Annotated in this window: 18 protein-coding genes; 10 read left to right on the forward strand and 8 right to left on the reverse strand. The window is 64.1% G+C overall.

Annotated elements, in window-relative coordinates:
- Positions 1-194: 194 nt before the first annotated feature.
- Both JQ632_RS18650 and JQ632_RS18655 read right to left on the reverse strand, forming a co-directional pair.
- Positions 195-455 carry a hypothetical protein gene (locus tag JQ632_RS18650; protein WP_212404024.1) on the reverse strand — a complete coding sequence of 87 codons (261 nt, stop codon included), beginning with the start codon at positions 453-455 and terminating at the stop codon, positions 195-197.
- Positions 456-628: 173 nt separating this feature from the next.
- On the reverse strand, positions 629-1,639 hold the full coding sequence (locus JQ632_RS18655) for a hypothetical protein (RefSeq protein WP_212404025.1): 1,011 nt from the start codon (positions 1,637-1,639) through the stop codon (positions 629-631).
- Positions 1,640-1,957: 318 nt separating this feature from the next.
- Between JQ632_RS18655 and JQ632_RS18660 the strand changes: the two genes are divergently transcribed.
- On the forward strand, positions 1,958-2,548 hold the full coding sequence (locus JQ632_RS18660) for a L,D-transpeptidase (protein WP_212404084.1): 591 nt from the start codon (positions 1,958-1,960) through the stop codon (positions 2,546-2,548).
- A 16-nt stretch (positions 2,549-2,564) separates the two neighbouring features.
- On the opposite strand, the gene JQ632_RS18665 is transcribed toward JQ632_RS18660, so the two are convergent.
- Positions 2,565-2,996, reverse strand: coding sequence for a hypothetical protein (locus JQ632_RS18665; RefSeq protein ID WP_212404026.1), 432 nt, complete (start codon positions 2,994-2,996; stop codon positions 2,565-2,567).
- Positions 2,997-3,240: 244 nt separating this feature from the next.
- On the opposite strand from JQ632_RS18665, the gene JQ632_RS18670 reads away from it, so the two are divergent.
- The 3 genes from JQ632_RS18670 (at position 3,241) to JQ632_RS18680 (ending at position 5,314) form a co-directional block, all read left to right on the forward strand.
- Positions 3,241-4,206: an SH3 domain-containing protein gene (locus tag JQ632_RS18670; protein WP_212404027.1), complete on the forward strand. Its 966-nt coding sequence runs from the start codon at positions 3,241-3,243 to the stop codon at positions 4,204-4,206.
- Positions 4,207-4,384: 178 nt separating this feature from the next.
- Positions 4,385-4,663 (forward strand): hypothetical protein, encoded by a 279-nt coding sequence (locus tag JQ632_RS18675; protein WP_212404028.1) that lies wholly within the window; start codon positions 4,385-4,387, stop codon positions 4,661-4,663.
- Positions 4,664-4,795: 132 nt separating this feature from the next.
- Positions 4,796-5,314, forward strand: coding sequence for a DUF1993 family protein (locus tag JQ632_RS18680; protein WP_212404029.1), 519 nt, complete (start codon positions 4,796-4,798; stop codon positions 5,312-5,314).
- Between the two features lie 93 nt (positions 5,315-5,407).
- Here the strand turns inward: JQ632_RS18680 and JQ632_RS18685 are convergent, their stop codons facing one another.
- A complete protein-coding gene (locus tag JQ632_RS18685; RefSeq protein ID WP_212404085.1) occupies positions 5,408-5,872 on the reverse strand; it encodes a MarR family winged helix-turn-helix transcriptional regulator in 465 nt (154 codons plus the stop codon).
- 115 nt (positions 5,873-5,987) lie between these two features.
- Between JQ632_RS18685 and JQ632_RS18690 the strand changes: the two genes are divergently transcribed.
- From JQ632_RS18690 to JQ632_RS18700, 3 genes are all read left to right on the forward strand, one after another.
- Positions 5,988-7,889, forward strand: a complete 1,902-nt coding sequence (locus tag JQ632_RS18690) for an FAD-binding monooxygenase (protein ID WP_212404030.1) — start codon at positions 5,988-5,990, stop codon at positions 7,887-7,889.
- 114 nt (positions 7,890-8,003) lie between these two features.
- Positions 8,004-8,561 carry an SRPBCC family protein gene (locus tag JQ632_RS18695; protein WP_212404031.1) on the forward strand — a complete coding sequence of 186 codons (558 nt, stop codon included), beginning with the start codon at positions 8,004-8,006 and terminating at the stop codon, positions 8,559-8,561.
- Between the two features lie 3 nt (positions 8,562-8,564).
- On the forward strand, positions 8,565-9,518 hold the full coding sequence (locus JQ632_RS18700; protein ID WP_212404032.1) for a YncE family protein: 954 nt from the start codon (positions 8,565-8,567) through the stop codon (positions 9,516-9,518).
- Positions 9,519-9,530: 12 nt separating this feature from the next.
- On the opposite strand, the gene JQ632_RS18705 is transcribed toward JQ632_RS18700, so the two are convergent.
- Positions 9,531-10,094, reverse strand: coding sequence for a hemerythrin domain-containing protein (locus JQ632_RS18705; RefSeq protein ID WP_212404033.1), 564 nt, complete (start codon positions 10,092-10,094; stop codon positions 9,531-9,533).
- 240 nt (positions 10,095-10,334) lie between these two features.
- A complete protein-coding gene (locus JQ632_RS18710; RefSeq protein WP_212404034.1) occupies positions 10,335-12,290 on the reverse strand; it encodes a tetratricopeptide repeat protein in 1,956 nt (651 codons plus the stop codon).
- 57 nt (positions 12,291-12,347) lie between these two features.
- Here JQ632_RS18710 and JQ632_RS18715 point away from each other — a divergent pair, with 57 nt between their 5' ends.
- On the forward strand, positions 12,348-12,860 hold the full coding sequence (locus JQ632_RS18715; RefSeq protein WP_212404035.1) for a YHS domain-containing (seleno)protein: 513 nt from the start codon (positions 12,348-12,350) through the stop codon (positions 12,858-12,860).
- A gap of 138 nt (positions 12,861-12,998) precedes the next feature.
- On the opposite strand, the gene JQ632_RS18720 is transcribed toward JQ632_RS18715, so the two are convergent.
- Positions 12,999-13,919 (reverse strand): nucleoside hydrolase, encoded by a 921-nt coding sequence (locus JQ632_RS18720; RefSeq protein WP_212404036.1) that lies wholly within the window; start codon positions 13,917-13,919, stop codon positions 12,999-13,001.
- Complete coding sequence (locus JQ632_RS18725) at positions 13,919-14,593, reverse strand: HAD-IA family hydrolase (RefSeq protein WP_212404037.1); 675 nt, start codon at positions 14,591-14,593, stop codon at positions 13,919-13,921. Before JQ632_RS18725 ends, JQ632_RS18720 begins: the two co-directional genes overlap by 1 nt.
- Positions 14,594-14,813: 220 nt before the next feature.
- On the opposite strand from JQ632_RS18725, the gene JQ632_RS18730 reads away from it, so the two are divergent.
- Positions 14,814-15,668 (forward strand): outer membrane protein, encoded by an 855-nt coding sequence (locus tag JQ632_RS18730; RefSeq protein ID WP_212404038.1) that lies wholly within the window; start codon positions 14,814-14,816, stop codon positions 15,666-15,668.
- 50 nt (positions 15,669-15,718) lie between these two features.
- A complete protein-coding gene (locus JQ632_RS18735; RefSeq protein ID WP_212404039.1) occupies positions 15,719-16,255 on the forward strand; it encodes an RNA 2'-phosphotransferase in 537 nt (178 codons plus the stop codon).
- The last annotated feature ends 35 nt before the right edge of the window (positions 16,256-16,290 follow it).

Consider the following 16,290-nt stretch of genomic DNA (forward strand, 5'->3'; position numbering starts at 1 on the left):
TACGAATGCTCGTTAAGTTTTTATTAAATATGTCGGGGCGATGCTCGCCTCATGGAATTGCAACGGAACCGGGCTCCGGGAACCGGCAGTTGCAAGAGAAGGCCGCCGGCATAGATCCCGGCGGCCTTTTCTCTGTGCGGCTTCCTTTCACCGTAGTCGCCCGGGATTAACGCGTCCCACCGACTCGGACAGCGTTACTGCTGCTTTCGCGCTACGATCCATCGCGCCAACGCGACCAGTGCATAGACGGCGATTGCCACGGGCGTGAACAGCACGAGCATGCCGAACAGGGTCATGGCGTCGGCGACGAAATTGCCCGACGCCTGCGTGCCTGCAATGCGCGCGATGATCACGCTTGCGATGCCGATCAGCGCGAACGCAGCGATCGTTGCAAGCAGGATGACGAGCGGCGGTGCCGCCAGCCACGCATTCGAGATCAAGCGTCGGACCGTCATCACAAGATTCGACCAGCGGACCGCCTGCGGAATGCCGCGGACCTCTGCTTTGGTGTCCGTCGCGCCCTGATCGGTTCAGTGGCGCGTTAGAGCATGATCCGGAAAAGTGTGTAGAGTTTTCCCTCGCGACAAACGCGGCACGCGTTTGCGCGGAGAGCATGCTCGAATAAGTTCTAGCGTACCGGCATCGGTGGCCGCACCACCGGCCCATCATCATCGGCGACGGCCTGCGACGTCGGCGCCGGTGGCGGAGGAGCGGCAGCGGCCTGCGATGGCGGCGGCGCGATTGGCATCGGCGCATAGCTCGGTGCGTAAGCCGGCGTGATGACCGGCTTCGGCTTGCGCACCGGTGGCGGCGCCGCTGCTGCGGGCGGCTTCGGCGCGAGCGCGGAAACCCTGGCGCGGGGATCGACGATCTTCGCTTCGGCAGGCTTTGGCGCCGACGCTTTTGCCATCTCGCGCGTCATCTGCTCCTGGCCGGCCTTCAACTCTGCAATCGTCGCTTTCAATTGCTCGATCTGCTGTCCCATCGCGGCGAGATCTTGCGTCATCGATTGCAGCGACTGCGGTGTGTCCGGTGTCGCCACAGCCGGTGCCACCGCGGCCGGTACCACCGCGGCTGCATCCTGAGGCTGCTCGGCGGGCGCTGCCGCGGGTTGATCGGCTGCGGCCGCCTGAGTCTCGGATGCGGCGGGTTGCTCGGCGGCGGCCGGCGTTGCCTTCGAGGCCGTCAGCGTCGGCACCCACGCTGCAATCATCTCCTTGGCGGTGTCGCCATGCGCCTGCCAGGCGATAGTGGCGGCCGCGCTGCCCGCAGCGAACAGCATGCTGAGCGACGCTCCCGCAAGCCATTTGCCGACCCTCGAACGCTTGCGGGTGACACGAAGATCGTTCGCCGCTTCACGTACTGCCGTATCGACCGAAGGCGCGGCAGCGGGGGCTGCAAGTGGTGCCACGCTGATCTTCGGCTCTGTGCGCACCGTTGGGTCGGGCGCGAGCGGGGCTACATTCGTGTTGACGCGCGCGCCGCGCAAGATGTCGGGCGAGATCCTGAACGCGTCGTGCGGATCGTTGTCCTTCACGCCGTCCTGTGTGGTGTCCTTGACGATTTCCTTGGCGATTTCCTTGGCGGTGTCCTTGACGATTTCATCGACGATTTGCTTGCTGTTCAGCGTCGCGAGCATCGAAGCTCCCCTAAGGCCTGATCGTCCGCATTCGCGCGAGCCGATTGAATTGAGGTCAGCGGACCCCTGTCCCACCCCGCACGACTCCAGCCGGGTTTGACCAAAGCAAGGCGAAGGGAAGGTGACTGTGAGGCCGTAGTTTGCCGCACCCGGCGAGTCCCCCTCGATGTCGAATTTCTGTTAGGGTTCCCGGCCGGTTGCCATCTTTTCTGCACGATTTGGGCAGCAAAGTTTGATCCCAAGCTGCACTGGAGGCAGGCGGTGCAAAAATCTCTTCTCACGGGGTTGCTGGCGATCGCATTGCCGCTCGCCGGCTGTATGCAGGCGACGCTCGCGCCGCCATCCGACGCGAGCCTGACGCCGCGTGATCGGCAGTTGCTGGCGCACGCACCCTACGCGCAGGCGAGCGTGCCCGAGCAATATTTGCGGCATGTCGTCGACTATTCGCGCAAGGAGCGGCCCGGTTCCATCCTGGTCGATACGGACGCGCGCTATCTTTACTACGTGCTGCCCGATGGCAAGGCGATCCGGTACGGCGTCGCGGTCGGCGAGGAGGCCATGGCGTTTTCCGGCGTGGCGCAGGTCGGCCGTATGGCGGAATGGCCCGACTGGATTCCGACCGCGGAGATCCAGGCGCGCCTAGGCCCGTATCCGGCGCGCGTTCCCGGCGGCCCCGCAAACCCGCTCGGCGCGCGAGCGCTCTATCTCTATGCCGGTAACAAGGACACCCTCTACCGCATCCACGGCACCAACCAGCCCGAATATATCGGGCAGGCGATTTCATCGGGCTGCATCCGGATGCGCAATGAGGACGTGATCGACCTCTACGGCCGGGTCAAGCAGGGCTCGATGGTGGTGGTGCTGCCGCCGCGGGCCGCGGCCGAGACAGGATCGCGCTGGCGCGGGTGAGGGACGCCCGCGCGACTTACTCTTCCGGCCGGGCGACGCGCCAGAGCATGGTCGTGGCGATGCCGTTGATGTCCCCGGGAGCCTTGTCCGCGAGCGAGGTGTAGAGCGGGCGATAGCGATAGGCCCACATCTTGCTGCCGTCGTTACGGGTGATGATCGTGAAATCGCCGACCGCCTTGGCGTCCTTGGGCGCCGAGAGCGGGGTCCAGTTCTCGGTGCATTTGCCGTCGCAGCTCGACGTCTTTCCGCTGGTATCGCGCTCGTAATAGTACAGCGTCATGCCCTTGAGATCGACGAGCTTCGGACCTTGCTTGGTCTGGACCACGCGCGCCGGCGAGGTCTGCGCGTCCGGCTTCGGCGGCGGTTCCGAGGAGCCGCCATGTCCATTCGCAAGCGCCTGGTCCGCCGAGACCAGCAGGGCCGCGGCCAAAAGTGCGAACCTCAACATCCCAAGCCCCCGATCGCAAAGTTAATCGCGCGTTAAGCGCCGAATGGAATGCGGATGGTAGCCGCAGAAGGTTAGTTCCAGGTTTCGTGCGGCTGCGACAATTATGGGCAAGCGCGCGCGTGGCCCCCGGCATGAACGGCAGATGAACGAGGCGGCGCGCGTTGCGCAATCGCTCCACCTTTCGACGAATGCCGCGGAACGCCTCTTCTGCTCGAACGTTCGGCCATGAGAGGAGGAGCATGTCATGAAGCTGAAAGGCATTTTGATAGCAGCATCGCTGCTCGTGCCCGGTGCAGCGCTCGCGGCGCCGGGTATCGTCACCGCATCGGTAGGCCTGCGCGCAGGACCGGGACCTGGCTTTCCGATGGTCGATCGCATTCCCGCGGGTGCCCGCGTCAACATCCACGGCTGCCTCAAGGGTAATGCCTGGTGCGACGTGAGCTGGACCGACGATCGCGGCTGGGTATCGTCGCAATATCTCGAATATCTCTACCGCAATCGTTACGTCTATCTCCCCGATTATGTCGACGAGATCGATGTGCCGGTCGCGCCGTTCGTGCTGAGCTCGTACTGGTCGAGCTACTATCCAGGGCGGCCCTGGTACAATCGCCGCGCTTACTGGAATGACTATTGGAGCTCGCATCAGAGCACCGCGACGCGGCTGACCATCGATCCGCGCGCTGCCCGTATCGGCCGCGCCGCTGCCGCGCGCGACGCCACGATCGCCGTCCGCGGTGACGCCGCCAAGCGCGACGCTGCAGCGGTTGCGGGCCGGACGCGGGCCGGTGTCAGCGAACGCTTGACGCGCGAGCAGACCATCGACCGCGCGCGCGGTGCGCGTGAGGCGCGTGGTCGCGCGCTGGACGCACAGGCGCGCATGACGCGTGAGAACGGTCCGGCGCGTGCCGCTGCCCGCGTGCAGCAGCAGCCGATCGCGCATGCGCGTCCGCAACCGCCGGCGATGGTGCGCAGCCATGAGGCGCCGCGGATTTCGGCCAGCCCGGCGGCACGTCCGGCAACGCCGCACGTCGCGCAGCCCAGCGTCAGCCACGGTCCGCCGATGAACGCGCATGCGCAGATGCCGGCGCCGCGCGCGGCCGCGCCTGCGATGCCGCACGCCGGTGGCGGCACTGCGCCCCACGGCAACGCCGCGCCACGCGTCGGTGGCGGTCCGCCGGCCGGCGGCCCTCCCGGGCATCAAAAGCACTGACCGTCTAATCGAAAGCCCGGCCCCGCGCCGGGCTTTCCTTTGCTGTCCTATAAGGGGGCAGGGAACTCGCAAAGGGTGCAATTTGATCCAATTGCACCCAGGCGGATTTCATCGATCGTAACATCTTGCATCAATGCTGAAACCATCCACTCGGGCAGGGGGCTCGGAGGGATGAACGATGAAGCAGAGCCAACTGGAGACGCGGCGCCAAAATGTCGCTTTGAAGTCGATGTCGAAGGAAGCCAAGCAGCTTGCAGGTCTGATCGCCGGCCTTCGCAAGTCGATCTCCGGCATCGACAAGCAGCGGACCAAGGACGGGTTGTCGAACGCCGATATCGGGATCTTGGATGAGCGGCGGAATAATTTGCTCGTGACGATTGCAGCATTGGAAGACCGCTTGTCGGCGGTGCAGGGATTGATCGACCTGGGGCGGCCGCACATCATTCGCGTGCACTGATCGGTCCTACGTAAGCGGCACACGACCCGTTTCCAAGCGAAGGCGGCGGCCTCGGGGGACCGGGCAGTCCTTGCATTCCCCGGCAAATTGGTGAAACCCTTGGTCCATAAAATGGACTGAGGGAGATCCGCCATGACCTTTTCGCTCTATGATGCAACGGTCGCCAATTATCTGCAGATCCTTGGCGCCGCCAGCGGTTTCCTGGACAAGGGCCTCGCCCATTGCAAGGAGAAGGGCATCGATCCGGCCGAGATCGTGGAGACGCGGATCGCGCCCGACATGCTGCCGTTCCGTTTCCAGGTCGTCTCGCTCGCGCATCATTCGCGCGGCGCGATGCAGGCGGCGAAGAACGGCGTGTTCGTGCCGCCCGCGCCCAAGGGTGAGGATTATGCCGCCCTGCAGGCGCTGGTGACGGTCGCGCGCGACGAGCTATCCGCCTTGAAGCCCGACGAGGTCAATGCGCTGCTTGGCCGCGACGTCATGTTCAAGCTCGGCGAGCGCACATTGCCGTTCACGGCGGAAGGCTTTTTGATGTCGTTCTCGCTGCCGAACTTTTTCTTCCACGCGACGACCGCTTACGCGATCCTCCGCCACAAGGGCGTGCCGCTCGGCAAGCGCGACTTCATGGGGCGGTTGAATCTGAAGATGTAGGTCCGTAGCGCGGATGAAGCGTTAGCGAAACCGGGATTCCAACGCCGATAGATCCCGGATTGCGCCGCGCTCCATCCGGGCTACGGGCACCCGCTAGCTGGTTGTCTCGCGCAGCGGCGCGCGGCTCAACTCGTTGCCGGCGGCGATGGCCTTGCGCATCAGCCGCATCAATTCGGCCGCCTCCTTGGGCGTGAGGCCGCGCAGCATGATGCGCTGGGCCTCCTCGACCGCCGGCGTGATCGCGCGCAGCGTCCGTTTGCCCTCGTCGGTAATTTCCAGTTCGCGGGCGCGGCGGTCGCGGCTCGAGGCGCGACGGACCAGCAGGTTCTTCTGCACCAGACGGTCGACCACGCCGGTGATGGTGGTCCGGTCGTAGGCGATCAATCCGGCCAGCGTCGCCTGGTCGATCCCCGGATTCGCCTTGATCGAGGCGAGAGCGGCGTATTGCACCGGCGTCAGGTCGAAGCCGGCCTCTCCGACCTCGGCCAGGAACACCGCCACCGCGATCTGCTGGAACCGGCGGGCCAGATGCCCGGGCATCTCGTTGTTGTCTCTCACGGAAACCTCCGAAGCGGCGGAATATTGACAAGTATACTGATAGTCAGCATACTGAGCAATATCGAAAACGAACGCCGGGTCGCTTGATGCGGCCCACGACGGGGAGGAGCGGGTCATGCAATTCCATCTCAATGGCTTTGAGCCGGGCGATCCCGAGATTTCCGATCCCGCCGAGCGCGTTGCGCCGTCGGGTATGCCTGGTTCCGTTCCGAAGGAGGTCGACGTCCTCATCGTCGGCTGCGGGCCCGCCGGGCTGACGCTGGCGGCGCAGCTCTCCCAGTTCGCCGACATCAAGACCTGCATCGTCGAGCAGAAGGCGAGCCGGCTGTTGCGCGGCCAGGCCGACGGCGTGGCCTGCCGCACCATGGAGATGTTCAACGCCTTCGGCTTCGCCGAGCGCATTCAGAAGGAATCCTGCTGGATCACGGAGACGACGTTCTGGAAGCCCGACGCGCAGCGTCCCGACAGGATCGCACGCAGCGGACGGGTGCAGGACGTCGAGGCCGGGCTGTCGGAATTCCCCCACGTCATCCTCAACCAGGCGCGCGTGCATGACAGCTATCTCGACGTCATGCGGCGATCGCCGACCAAGCTCGAGCCGTATTACGCGCGCCGCCTGCTCGACCTGACGGTCGAGCCGACCGCACCGCATCCGGTGACGGTCAGGCTCGAACGCGTCGATCCCGACAACGAGGGCAAGGTCGAAACCGTCCGGGCCCGCTACGTCGTCGGCTGCGACGGCGCGCGCTCGGCGGTGCGCAAATCGATCGGGCGCGAGCTCGTGGGCGAGTCCGCCAACCACGCCTGGGGCGTGATGGACGTGCTCGCGGTGACCGACTTCCCCGACATCCGCTTCAAATGCCTGATCCAGTCCGCCCATGACGGCAGCATCATCATCATCCCGCGCGAAGGCGGCTATCTGGTCCGGCTCTATGTCGAGCTGACCAATCTCGACGCCGGCGAGCGCGTCGCCAACCGCAACATCAGCCCCGACGATCTGATCGCGAAGGCGCGGCGCATCCTCAATCCCCATACGCTCGAGGTGAAGGAGATCGCCTGGTGGTCGGTCTATGAGATCGGCCAGCGCCTGACCGACAAGTTCGACGACGTGCCTGAGAGCGAGGTCGCAACGCGCCTGCCGCACGTGTTCATCGCCGGCGATGCCTGTCATACCCACAGTCCCAAGGCCGGGCAGGGCATGAACGTCTCCATGCAGGACGCCTTCAATCTCGGCTGGAAGCTGGCCGCCGTGTTGCGCAACGCTGCGCCGCCGAGCCTGTTGCACAGCTATTCCGCCGAGCGCCGTGCGATCGCCAAGGAGCTGATCGATTTTGATCGCGAATGGGCAGACATCCTCGCTTCCGCCAAGGGCGACGGCGCGGGCGGCGATGCCGCGAAGACGCAGGACTATTTCGTGCGGCACGGGCGCTACACCGCAGGCACGGCGGCGCACTATCGGCCGTCGCTGCTGACGGGCGAGGCGACCCACCAGCATCTTGCCAAGGGTTTTGTGATCGGCATGCGCTTTCATTCGGCGCCGGTCGTGCGCCTGTCGGATGCAAAGCCTGTTCACCTCGGTCATGTCGCCAAGGCCGATGGCCGCTGGCGGATCTATGCCTTTGCGGATGCGGAGGAGGCAGGAATTCGCGGCTTGTGCAGCTTCCTCAGCGACGACCGGCAGTCGCCGGTCAGGCGCTATACACCGATCGGGGCTGATATCGATGCGGTGATCGACGTCCGCGCGGTATTCCAGCAGCCGCATGCGAGCCTCGACATCGCGGCGATGCCGTCGCTGCTGCTGCCGGCGAAGGGACTGTATGGCTTGCGCGACTACGAAAAAGTGTTCTGCCCCGATCTCAGGGGCGGCCAGGACATCTTTGCGATGCGCGGCATCGACCGGACCAAGGGCTGCATGGTGATCGTGCGGCCGGACCAGTATGTTGCGCATGTGCTGCCGCTCGACGCGCACCGGGAGCTTGCGGCGTATTTCGACGCGTTCATGCTGGCGCAGGGGTGAGGCGGTACCGCTCGCCGGCGCCACAATTGTCTCGATCCAGCCTCAAAGTGCGCTACGATGGCGCTCAGCGCGCGTCAGCCGCGCAGAGAGCAACGAGACGATTGAGGAAACGATATGAAGGTGACGAAGACGAAGGCCGCGGTGGCTGCGCTGGCCGTGGTGGGCGCGGCGATGACGGCGGCTTTTGCCCCGAGCTGGGCCCATGGACCGACCCGGCAGAAAGTGCGGGAATCCATCGAAATCAACGTGCCGCAGGCCAAGGTCTGGGCGGCGATCGGCAATTTCCAGGACATGAGCTGGCTCGCGCCGGTTACCAAGACCGAGGGCGAGAAGGGTAATGAGATCGGCGCGACGCGGCGGCTGACGCTGACGGGCGGTGCGACCGTCGACGAGGAGCTCTATAAATACGAGCCGGACATGCTGAGCTACTCCTACCGGATCACGGCCGTGGACGTGAAAGTGCTGCCGGTCACCAATTATTCCTCGACGCTGACCGTCTCGCCCGCGTCGGACGGCAAATCGAAGGTGGAATGGGCCGGCGCGTTCTACCGCGGCTTCCCCAACAACGACCCGCCGCCGGAGCTGAGCGACGAGGCCGCAGTGAAGGCGGTGAGCGGGCTTTACAAGGCCGGGCTCGAGGGGCTGAAGAAGAAGCTCGAAAGCGGAAGCTGACCGGTGCGCGTCCTGGTTCTGGCGGCGTTTGCCGCCAGCATCGCGCAGGCAACAATTGAGCACGCCTTCGCCGAAGAGGCGTTCGTCACCAATCAGCTCAGCGACAATCTCACTGTGGTGGATCTCGCAAAGCTGCGACCGGTCGCGACCATCGAGATTGGTGGCAAGCCCGTCGGCGTTGCCGTCACCGCGGATGGGCGCTTTGCCTATGTGACGAGCCCCGACGCCAAGGTGCTGACGGTGATCGACGCCGTTGCGCGGAAGGCGGTCGGCCGGATCAACGTAGGCGGCGGTCCGCTCGGGGTCGTCGTGGCGCCGGATGGCGGGACCGTCTATGTCGCCGACTGGTACGCCGCGGCGGTGCGCGTGATCGATCCCAAGGCACAAGGCGTGGTCGCGAGCATCGCGGTCGGCGCCTCGCCCTCCGGACTTGCAATGACGCCTGACGGCCGGCAGTTGCTGTCGGCCGATCGCGACGCCGACAGCGTCTCGGTCGTGGACACGGCGACGCGCGAGCGACGGGCCACCATCAAGGTCGGCACGCGCCCGTTCGGCATCGCCATCGATGCAGAGGGCAGGCGCGCCTATACCGCCAACGTCGGATCCGACGATGTGTCGATCATCGATATCGCCGAGGGGCGCGAGATCGGCCGGGTGGCCGTGGGCATGCGCCCCTATGCGGTGGCGCTGGCGCAAGGCCGCGGCTTCGTCACCGACCAATATGGCGGCACCGTAAGTGTGTTCGATCTTGTGAGCCTGAAACCGGTCGCCCGCATAACGGTCGGCGACTATCCGGAAGGAATTGCGGCAACAGCGGATGGCAAGCGCATCATCGTGGCAAACTGGGAGAGCAACTCGCTCAGCATCATCGATGCGGTGGAGCTGAAGGTGGTCGGCGAGGTCAAGGTCGGCGACGGCCCGCGGGCGTTCGGCGCGTTTTTGCGGAAGACGGAGTAGGGGCGGCGTGCCCTAGTGTCGTTCGGCTTCGGCCTCTTGCTCCAACTGCAGGATATGGGCTCGCAGTGCCTCAAACCTCGTCTCCGTGGCATCGCTGAACAGTGGATCCTTATGCGGGGACAAGGCCTGGGCGATTTCGGCCCAATCGTGCGGCTGCAACGCCTTCGCGGCCGCAGGAAAGAAATCACGATCCTCCATTGCGATGTGGCGTCGCTCGTGCTCCAGGAATTCGCGGATGATGGTATCCACATTCTGGCGAAGCACCTCGCGGCCTGCGAGCACGCTGTCGACCGCCATTGCCATGCGATGCAGTCGCTCGGCCCCTTTCTTATGTTCCTGTGCAAGGTCGCCCACTTTCGCGGCGGCAGCGGGGTCGCGAAGTTTCAGCTTGGCAAAGACCCGATCTTCCTGGGGGTGGTGGTACATCCCGGTGTAGACTTCGAAATATGCAATGATCGCGCGGATAACCTCGTAGTCCGGTCGGTCCGCGCGGTCGAAAATATCCAGCTCGTGTTCGAGGACTGTGAGCAACCGTTCAATGTTGCGGTGCTCACGGCTGAGCAACTCGACGATCATTGCCGTGATCCACAGAGTGAACTTTACAAAGAATGAAGCAATGAATCGCCGAGGCATTGCGCTAGATCAAATGCGAAAGCAAATAATCGCTACGCCATATCGGGATTGAGGTGTCGCTACGCTGAGCCTTCAGTGATCTGTAGCTGAGAGACCTGCCTGCCATTGGTGGGTGCGGAAAGGTTCGTGTCAAAACGGAACCTCGCGGGGAGGTTTTTTTGGCAGGAGCAGACCGAGAGCAGCTTAGAGACCCGCCTTGCGCAAGCCCTCCCGAATCCGCTCGCGATCGGCCGAGTCCCGGAAAGACTCACCGTACTGATCGGCTGCAAAGAACGGATACAGGCGGCGCACATTGGCGGCTGCGCGCTTCGCATCATCCGTGCGTCCGGCCTCGGCGTAGGCCGCCGCGAGCGGGATATAGAGTGGAAGATGATCTGGATAGCGCCCGATAGCGCCTTCGAGGGTCACGATCGTATCCTCATAGCGCCTGTTCAGGTAGTAAGCCATGGCGAGATTACCGAAGGTATTCGGCACAGGTTTTGGGTCGAACCGGAGTGCCTCTTCCAAGATCGTGATTGCCTCACCCGATCGGCCGGCCGAAAGCAGTACCCATCCACGATCGCCATGATTTCCCGTGTAGTTGGGATTGGCTTCCAGCGCGCGCTCGAGCTCGGCAAGTGCAAGCTCATACTGTTGCCGATATGTGTAGAAAACCGCGAGCACGACACGTGCCAGTTCCGTCGACGAATTAATCCGAAGGGCTGTTTGGGCAAGATCGTGCGCGCGGTCGAGCGCCTGGTGCGGCCGCAGGGCCCAACCAAGCTCCGCGGCCTTCACATACGTCAACGCCAGCGCCGCATAAGCCTCAGCATAATTGGGATCTAGCTCGATGGCCTTTTCGAAAAGTTCTTGGGCACGCAGCGTCGTCGACCGAGTGAACTGCCGGAAGATCTGCCGGCCTTGTAGATAATGGTCGTAAGCGCTGAGATTGCTGGTCTGCTTGGCCGAGGCCCGTTCCTGTTCGATGTAAGTTACCCGAATCGCCATCGCACTGACGATCCGACGCGTAATGTTGTCCTGGACGGCGAAGATATCGTCAATCACCTCGTCGTAGCGTTCGGACCAGAGAAGCGTACCGCGCTCGGCATCGGAGAGGCGCGCCGTCACGCGAATCCTGTTACCTGATCTGCGCACGTTGCCATCCACGACGTAGCGAACGCGTAGATCCCGAGCTAGTTGCTGCGGGGGTGCCGCCGCGCCCTTATACGCGGCAACGGCGTTCCAGGATGTGACACTGACGTTTGAGAACTTGCCGAGTGTCGCGATCAGGTCCTCACTGATACCATCGCTGAAGTAGTCGTCGGCCGCAGGGGTGCTTTGGTTCACGAAGGGCAGAACCGCGATCGATGCTCTGGTTAACCCCGGCAGCGTGGATCTTGGCGCCGCCACGAAGTCACGAAGTCCGGAAGCCAGCGGCGGCATTAGCTGCCAGATCGTCCACCCCGCGGCCAGGGTGAGCAATGCTGCCGCTGCGGCGCGGCGCCATCGCCGCTGTGTGATCCGGCTCGTGTGTACGTGCGTCGGGTGTCGCTCTACGCGATAGATCCGTACCGGCTCGACAATGTTCTTGACCTTCTGTTGGCCCAGGAACTTGAAGCCGAATGGCAGCTTGGTCTTGATCTGATCATAGATGCCACCGGAGATGAGAATGCCGCCCGGATCTGCAAGCGCTTGCAATCGGGCAGCAATGTTGACCCCGTCGCCGAACAGGTCGGTGCCCTCGATGATGACATCGCCGAGGTTGATGCCGACGCGAAACTCGAGGTGGCGATCATGCGGTAGGCCGAGGTTTCGCTGCGCCAATTCGTCCTGGACCTCGGTTGCGCAACGTGCCGCCTCGACAGGACTTGCGAACTCCGCGAGGATGCCGTCACCGGCAGTGCCGACAATGCGGCCACAGTGACGGACGATGAGCGCATCGATGGTCGCCCGATACGTCATGAGCGTGCGCAAGGTGCCTTCTTCGTCCGCCTCCATGAGGCGGCTGAACTCTTTCACATCGGCGGAGAGAATCGCGGCGAGCTTGCGCTTCGGAGCGTTGGCCTCAGCCAATTGGTCCGTTTCCCGCGCAACCTTGGAATCGGGTGCCGTCATCATAGCGCCGACCGGCATGCAGGCTGGCCAGAACTCCGCAATCATAGACTTTTTCGCTCGCCTGTGCCATTCTTCCCGTCAAAGGATCGAGAGGAGGCCCTCATGGTCCGACGGTTCACAGCGGCCTTTGCCGCACATTGCGCCGGTGCCTTGATCGTGTTTGCCCTGGCCTCTCCGGCTGCAGCCGAAAGCGCGCATGTCATCAACAAGGACCGCGACGATATCGCGATCCGCGGCTACGACACTGTTGCCTATTTCACCGAGAAGCGCGCAGTGGAAGGCAAGCCCGAGTTCGAGCACAAGTGGCAGGATGCTCGGTGGCTGTTCGCCAATGCCGCGCATCGCGACCTGTTCGTGCAGAATCCGGAACGTTATGTCCCTCGCTTTGGCGGCTTCTGCACTGGCGGCATGGCTTTGAACTACATTCAGGAGCCCAACCCGGAGAACTGGGCGGTGATCGATGGCCGGCTCTATTTCAACACCACCAGCCCTCCATTGGATCGACGAGAAAATCCGCAGGCTGTGATTAAGGCCGCCGAGAGCAACTGGATCGTGCTTGGCCAGCAATATGATCCTACCGCGCGTCGCCCGTGTACAACTTGCGCGGTCCGCTAGATATTGTCTGGATATAGGGTCGCGAGGACGAGCCAGCCCATCCCTATATCCGGTTTGGGTCATGAGCGGTAATGCTCTAACTGATCGTAAGATTTTCCGCTCGGCCGTCAGAAGCCGCCCTATGAGTACACGTCCTAGCTAGTCTGATGCGGCAAAGGCCTTCAGCTTCAGGAAGAAATCCTTCAGGATTGGATTGCGGTTGACGAAGGTGACATAGCGGATCGCGTGACGCCGGCGATCGGTGCTCCATGTCATCTGATCCGTCAGAACCGGCGCCGGAATGATCACGCTCGGCGCCCACTGCGGGTTCAGAAGCCAGCCGACCGGCGCCATGTCCCAGATCTCCTTGGCCCAGCCGAGATGGTCGGATGAATACTCCTTGAACCTCTGAGCGAGGAACGCGCCGATGCTGCCGTGCGGTTCGACGTAACGCTCGATCTCCGGCACGGTCGAGTGGAGATGCGAGGTGACGCCCTTGCAGGGCACGAGCACCAGCGGCACGCCGCTGTCGAGCAGCACCTGAGCGCCGCCGACGTCTTGCTTCAGGTTGAATTCGACCGTATCGGGCCATTCCAGCGCATGGCCGCCGAGCCAGACCACGACGGTGCGATCGATGATGTCAGGCGCCTTCAGGAGCGCCGAGGCGACGTTGCTGATGGCGCCGATGGCCACGATATAGAGCGGCTTGTCCGGCGAGCCCGCCCGCGCCCGGGCGATCATGTCGTCGACCGCGGGCGCCTGCCGGGCCTGCTTGGCGGGGCCGACATAGTCGGTGACGCCACGATGGACGAGGCCCTCGGGCGAGATGCTCAGCCGCTCCAGCAGGCGCAGGATTTCCTGATAGCTCAGCTCCATGCCATGGCCGGGGCCGTCCGCGCGCTTGTTGAAGAACGGCGCGGCATAGATTGCCTCGACGTCAAAACGCTCCTTCGACAGCAGCATCTGGACCAGCGCGAACTGGTCGTCGATCTCGTTATAGGTGTCGGTGTCGAGCACGACGCGCACCCGGCCGACGGGCGGCGCCAGGAGCTGGAGCCGGGCCGCTTCCGTGATCGCCATCATCGTCTCCCTGGACGCACCTCGGCTTTGCCCACGCCTGCGCCGGAATCCGGCACAAGCATCGCCACGATCTCGTCCATCCGCTCAAAGATGTGATCCGGCGCCAGCGCCCGCAGCGCCGCCGGCGCGGCATAGCCCCAGCACACCGCGCCACAGGCGATGCCGGCGCTGCGCGCCGCATCGATGTCGCGCACCTCGTCGCCGATGGAAATGACCTCTGCCGGCCCTACGCCCGCGCGCCGCGTCACCCGACGGAATTTGGCCGCCTTGCCGAACAGCGAGGACGAACAATCGTAGTGCGCAAACAGCGACGCGGCCTCGCCGAGCTTCTCCCGGGCATTGGCCTCGCTGTCCGACGTCACCAGCGCCAACTGCACGCCGTTGCCGGCCAGTGTTCGCAGCATCGCCTCGACCCCGGGAAAGAGCGGGATGGTCGCTGCATGCTCCGCCTTCAGCCGGCGCACATAGCGGGCGATCATCGGCAGTTTCCACAGCGGCACCTCGAGCGTGCTCAGGATCTCGCGACTGGAGGCATGGCGCAGCGCCTCGATCTCGTCATCCGCCACGCGGCGAAAGCCGAAGCGGTCGGCGATATCGTTGATGGTGCGCAGAAACCACGGAAAGCTGTCGGCCAGCGTGCCGTCGAGATCGAAGATGGCGAGGGAGTAGGACACTGAAATGATGCTGCTATTTGCTAAGGCCGGTGGGATGGGCGGCCGCCGGCTTACGCCACCTCGGCGGTGGATTCAATGGAGCCGGCGAAGCCGCTGCGGGGCCCCTCGACGTCGATTGGTGGGCGTGTGTGGCACGAGAGTGACAACCTGCCGCAGGTGCGTCGCGTATGATTGGAGCCTCGATTTTGAGCGTTTTCGCCCGAGTGGGATGATCCGACCGATGATGAAGTCGCTTTGGGCCGCTGCCCTGATGTCCATCCTGTTCACGGGTGCCGCTGCAGCCGCTGACATGCCGCTCAAGGCAGCTCCGAGGGCAGTCGCCGCCGTGTACGATTGGACGGGCTTCTATGTCGGCGGCAACGTCGGTTATGGCTGGGGCGAGGGCACCAATCCGTCCATCTCGGCGGTCGATCCCGGTGGCGTGTCCGGCGTCGGCGCGTTCCTGAGCCCGGCTGGCATCTTTCCTGGCTTCAGCAGCGGAAACATCTACCCCGGCCTCAACTCCTCCGGCGTGTTCGGCGGCCTCCAGCTCGGCTACGACAAGCAGTTCGGAAACTGGGTGGTCGGCGTGGTCGCCGATATCCAGGGGGCGGACTTCAAGTCCAGCGGGGTCGCCTTCACCAATGCTGCCGCCACGTGCTGCAACGTCACCGAGAGCATTTCGGCCAAGATCGACTGGTTCGGCACCTTGCGCGGCAAGGCGGGCTTCGCCGCGAACGACTGGCTGTTCTACGGGACCGGCGGTCTCGCCTATGGCAATACGAGCAGCAGCCTCGGCTTTGCCTGTACGCCGGGCGGCGTGGGTTGCGGCTTTGCCACGATCGGTTTCACCGGCACCGCTTCCGAGGTGAAGGTCGGCTGGGCCGCCGGCGCGGGCGTCTCGAAGGCGTTCGGCAACTGGAATGTCGGCGTCGAATATCTCCACATCGATCTCGGCCGCTCGTCGGTGACGGCGACCTCCACCACGGGATTCTTCACGACCACGACGATCACGGCCAGCCAGCGCTTCATCGAGGATACGGCGCGGCTGACGGTGAACTACAAATGGGGCGGCTCGGTCGTCGCGAAGTATTGAGCGCGGCGGGGCGGTCATTTGATGCCGTCGACCGACACGAGACGGACAAGATGCCGGTCGATCAGGTTCAACTCAGCAAATTCCTGAGCTTTGTGCTGCGGCACAAGCCCGATGAGATCGGCTTGACGCTCAGCGCCGATGGCTGGGCGAACGTCGACGAACTGGTCGAGAAGGCCAACGCGGCGGGGACGGCGTTCGACCGGGACGACCTGCTCCGCGTCGTCGCGACCAGCGACAAGAAGCGGTTTTCGCTCTCGCCTGACGGGGACAGCATTCGCGCCGCGCAAGGGCACTCGGTCCGTGTCGAGCTCGGCCTGGCGCCGCAGGCGCCGCCGTCAATCCTGTATCACGGGACGGCGACGCGGTTCGTCCAAGCGATCCTCTCCGAGGGCCTGAAGCCGCAGGCGCGCCAGCAAGTGCATCTGTCCTCCGATGAGGCGATAGCGGAGCGTGTCGGCCAGCGCCACGGCAAGCCCCACATCTTCAAGGTCGATGCAGGTGGCATGCACGCGAAAGGATTCAAGTTTTTCCGCGCGGATAATGGCGTGTGGCTGACCGATCGTGTGCCGCCGGAGTTTTTGGCGTAGGCAGGACGGCGGCGCAAAATCGCCGGTTGATTGAC

It is taken from the genome of Bradyrhizobium liaoningense (genome assembly GCF_018130955.1).
GTDB lineage: Bacteria > Pseudomonadota > Alphaproteobacteria > Rhizobiales > Xanthobacteraceae > Bradyrhizobium > Bradyrhizobium liaoningense_C.

What these genes read in the sequence shown, in the direction of transcription:
- JQ632_RS18650 (WP_212404024.1), bottom strand. Translation starts at nt 455, where the DNA reads ATGACGGTCCGACGCTTGATCTCGAATGCGTGGCTGGCGGCACCGCCG.
- JQ632_RS18655 (WP_212404025.1), bottom strand. Translation starts at nt 1,639, where the DNA reads ATGCTCGCGACGCTGAACAGCAAGCAAATCGTCGATGAAATCGTCAAG.
- JQ632_RS18660 (WP_212404084.1), top strand. Translation starts at nt 1,958, where the DNA reads ATGCAGGCGACGCTCGCGCCGCCATCCGACGCGAGCCTGACGCCGCGT.
- JQ632_RS18665 (WP_212404026.1), bottom strand. Translation starts at nt 2,996, where the DNA reads ATGTTGAGGTTCGCACTTTTGGCCGCGGCCCTGCTGGTCTCGGCGGAC.
- JQ632_RS18670 (WP_212404027.1), top strand. Translation starts at nt 3,241, where the DNA reads ATGAAGCTGAAAGGCATTTTGATAGCAGCATCGCTGCTCGTGCCCGGT.
- JQ632_RS18675 (WP_212404028.1), top strand. Translation starts at nt 4,385, where the DNA reads ATGAAGCAGAGCCAACTGGAGACGCGGCGCCAAAATGTCGCTTTGAAG.
- JQ632_RS18680 (WP_212404029.1), top strand. Translation starts at nt 4,796, where the DNA reads ATGACCTTTTCGCTCTATGATGCAACGGTCGCCAATTATCTGCAGATC.
- JQ632_RS18690 (WP_212404030.1), top strand. Translation starts at nt 5,988, where the DNA reads ATGCAATTCCATCTCAATGGCTTTGAGCCGGGCGATCCCGAGATTTCC.
- JQ632_RS18695 (WP_212404031.1), top strand. Translation starts at nt 8,004, where the DNA reads ATGAAGGTGACGAAGACGAAGGCCGCGGTGGCTGCGCTGGCCGTGGTG.
- JQ632_RS18705 (WP_212404033.1), bottom strand. Translation starts at nt 10,094, where the DNA reads ATGATCGTCGAGTTGCTCAGCCGTGAGCACCGCAACATTGAACGGTTG.
- JQ632_RS18710 (WP_212404034.1), bottom strand. Translation starts at nt 12,290, where the DNA reads ATGATTGCGGAGTTCTGGCCAGCCTGCATGCCGGTCGGCGCTATGATG.
- JQ632_RS18715 (WP_212404035.1), top strand. Translation starts at nt 12,348, where the DNA reads ATGGTCCGACGGTTCACAGCGGCCTTTGCCGCACATTGCGCCGGTGCC.
- JQ632_RS18720 (WP_212404036.1), bottom strand. Translation starts at nt 13,919, where the DNA reads ATGGCGATCACGGAAGCGGCCCGGCTCCAGCTCCTGGCGCCGCCCGTC.
- JQ632_RS18730 (WP_212404038.1), top strand. Translation starts at nt 14,814, where the DNA reads ATGATGAAGTCGCTTTGGGCCGCTGCCCTGATGTCCATCCTGTTCACG.
- JQ632_RS18735 (WP_212404039.1), top strand. Translation starts at nt 15,719, where the DNA reads ATGCCGGTCGATCAGGTTCAACTCAGCAAATTCCTGAGCTTTGTGCTG.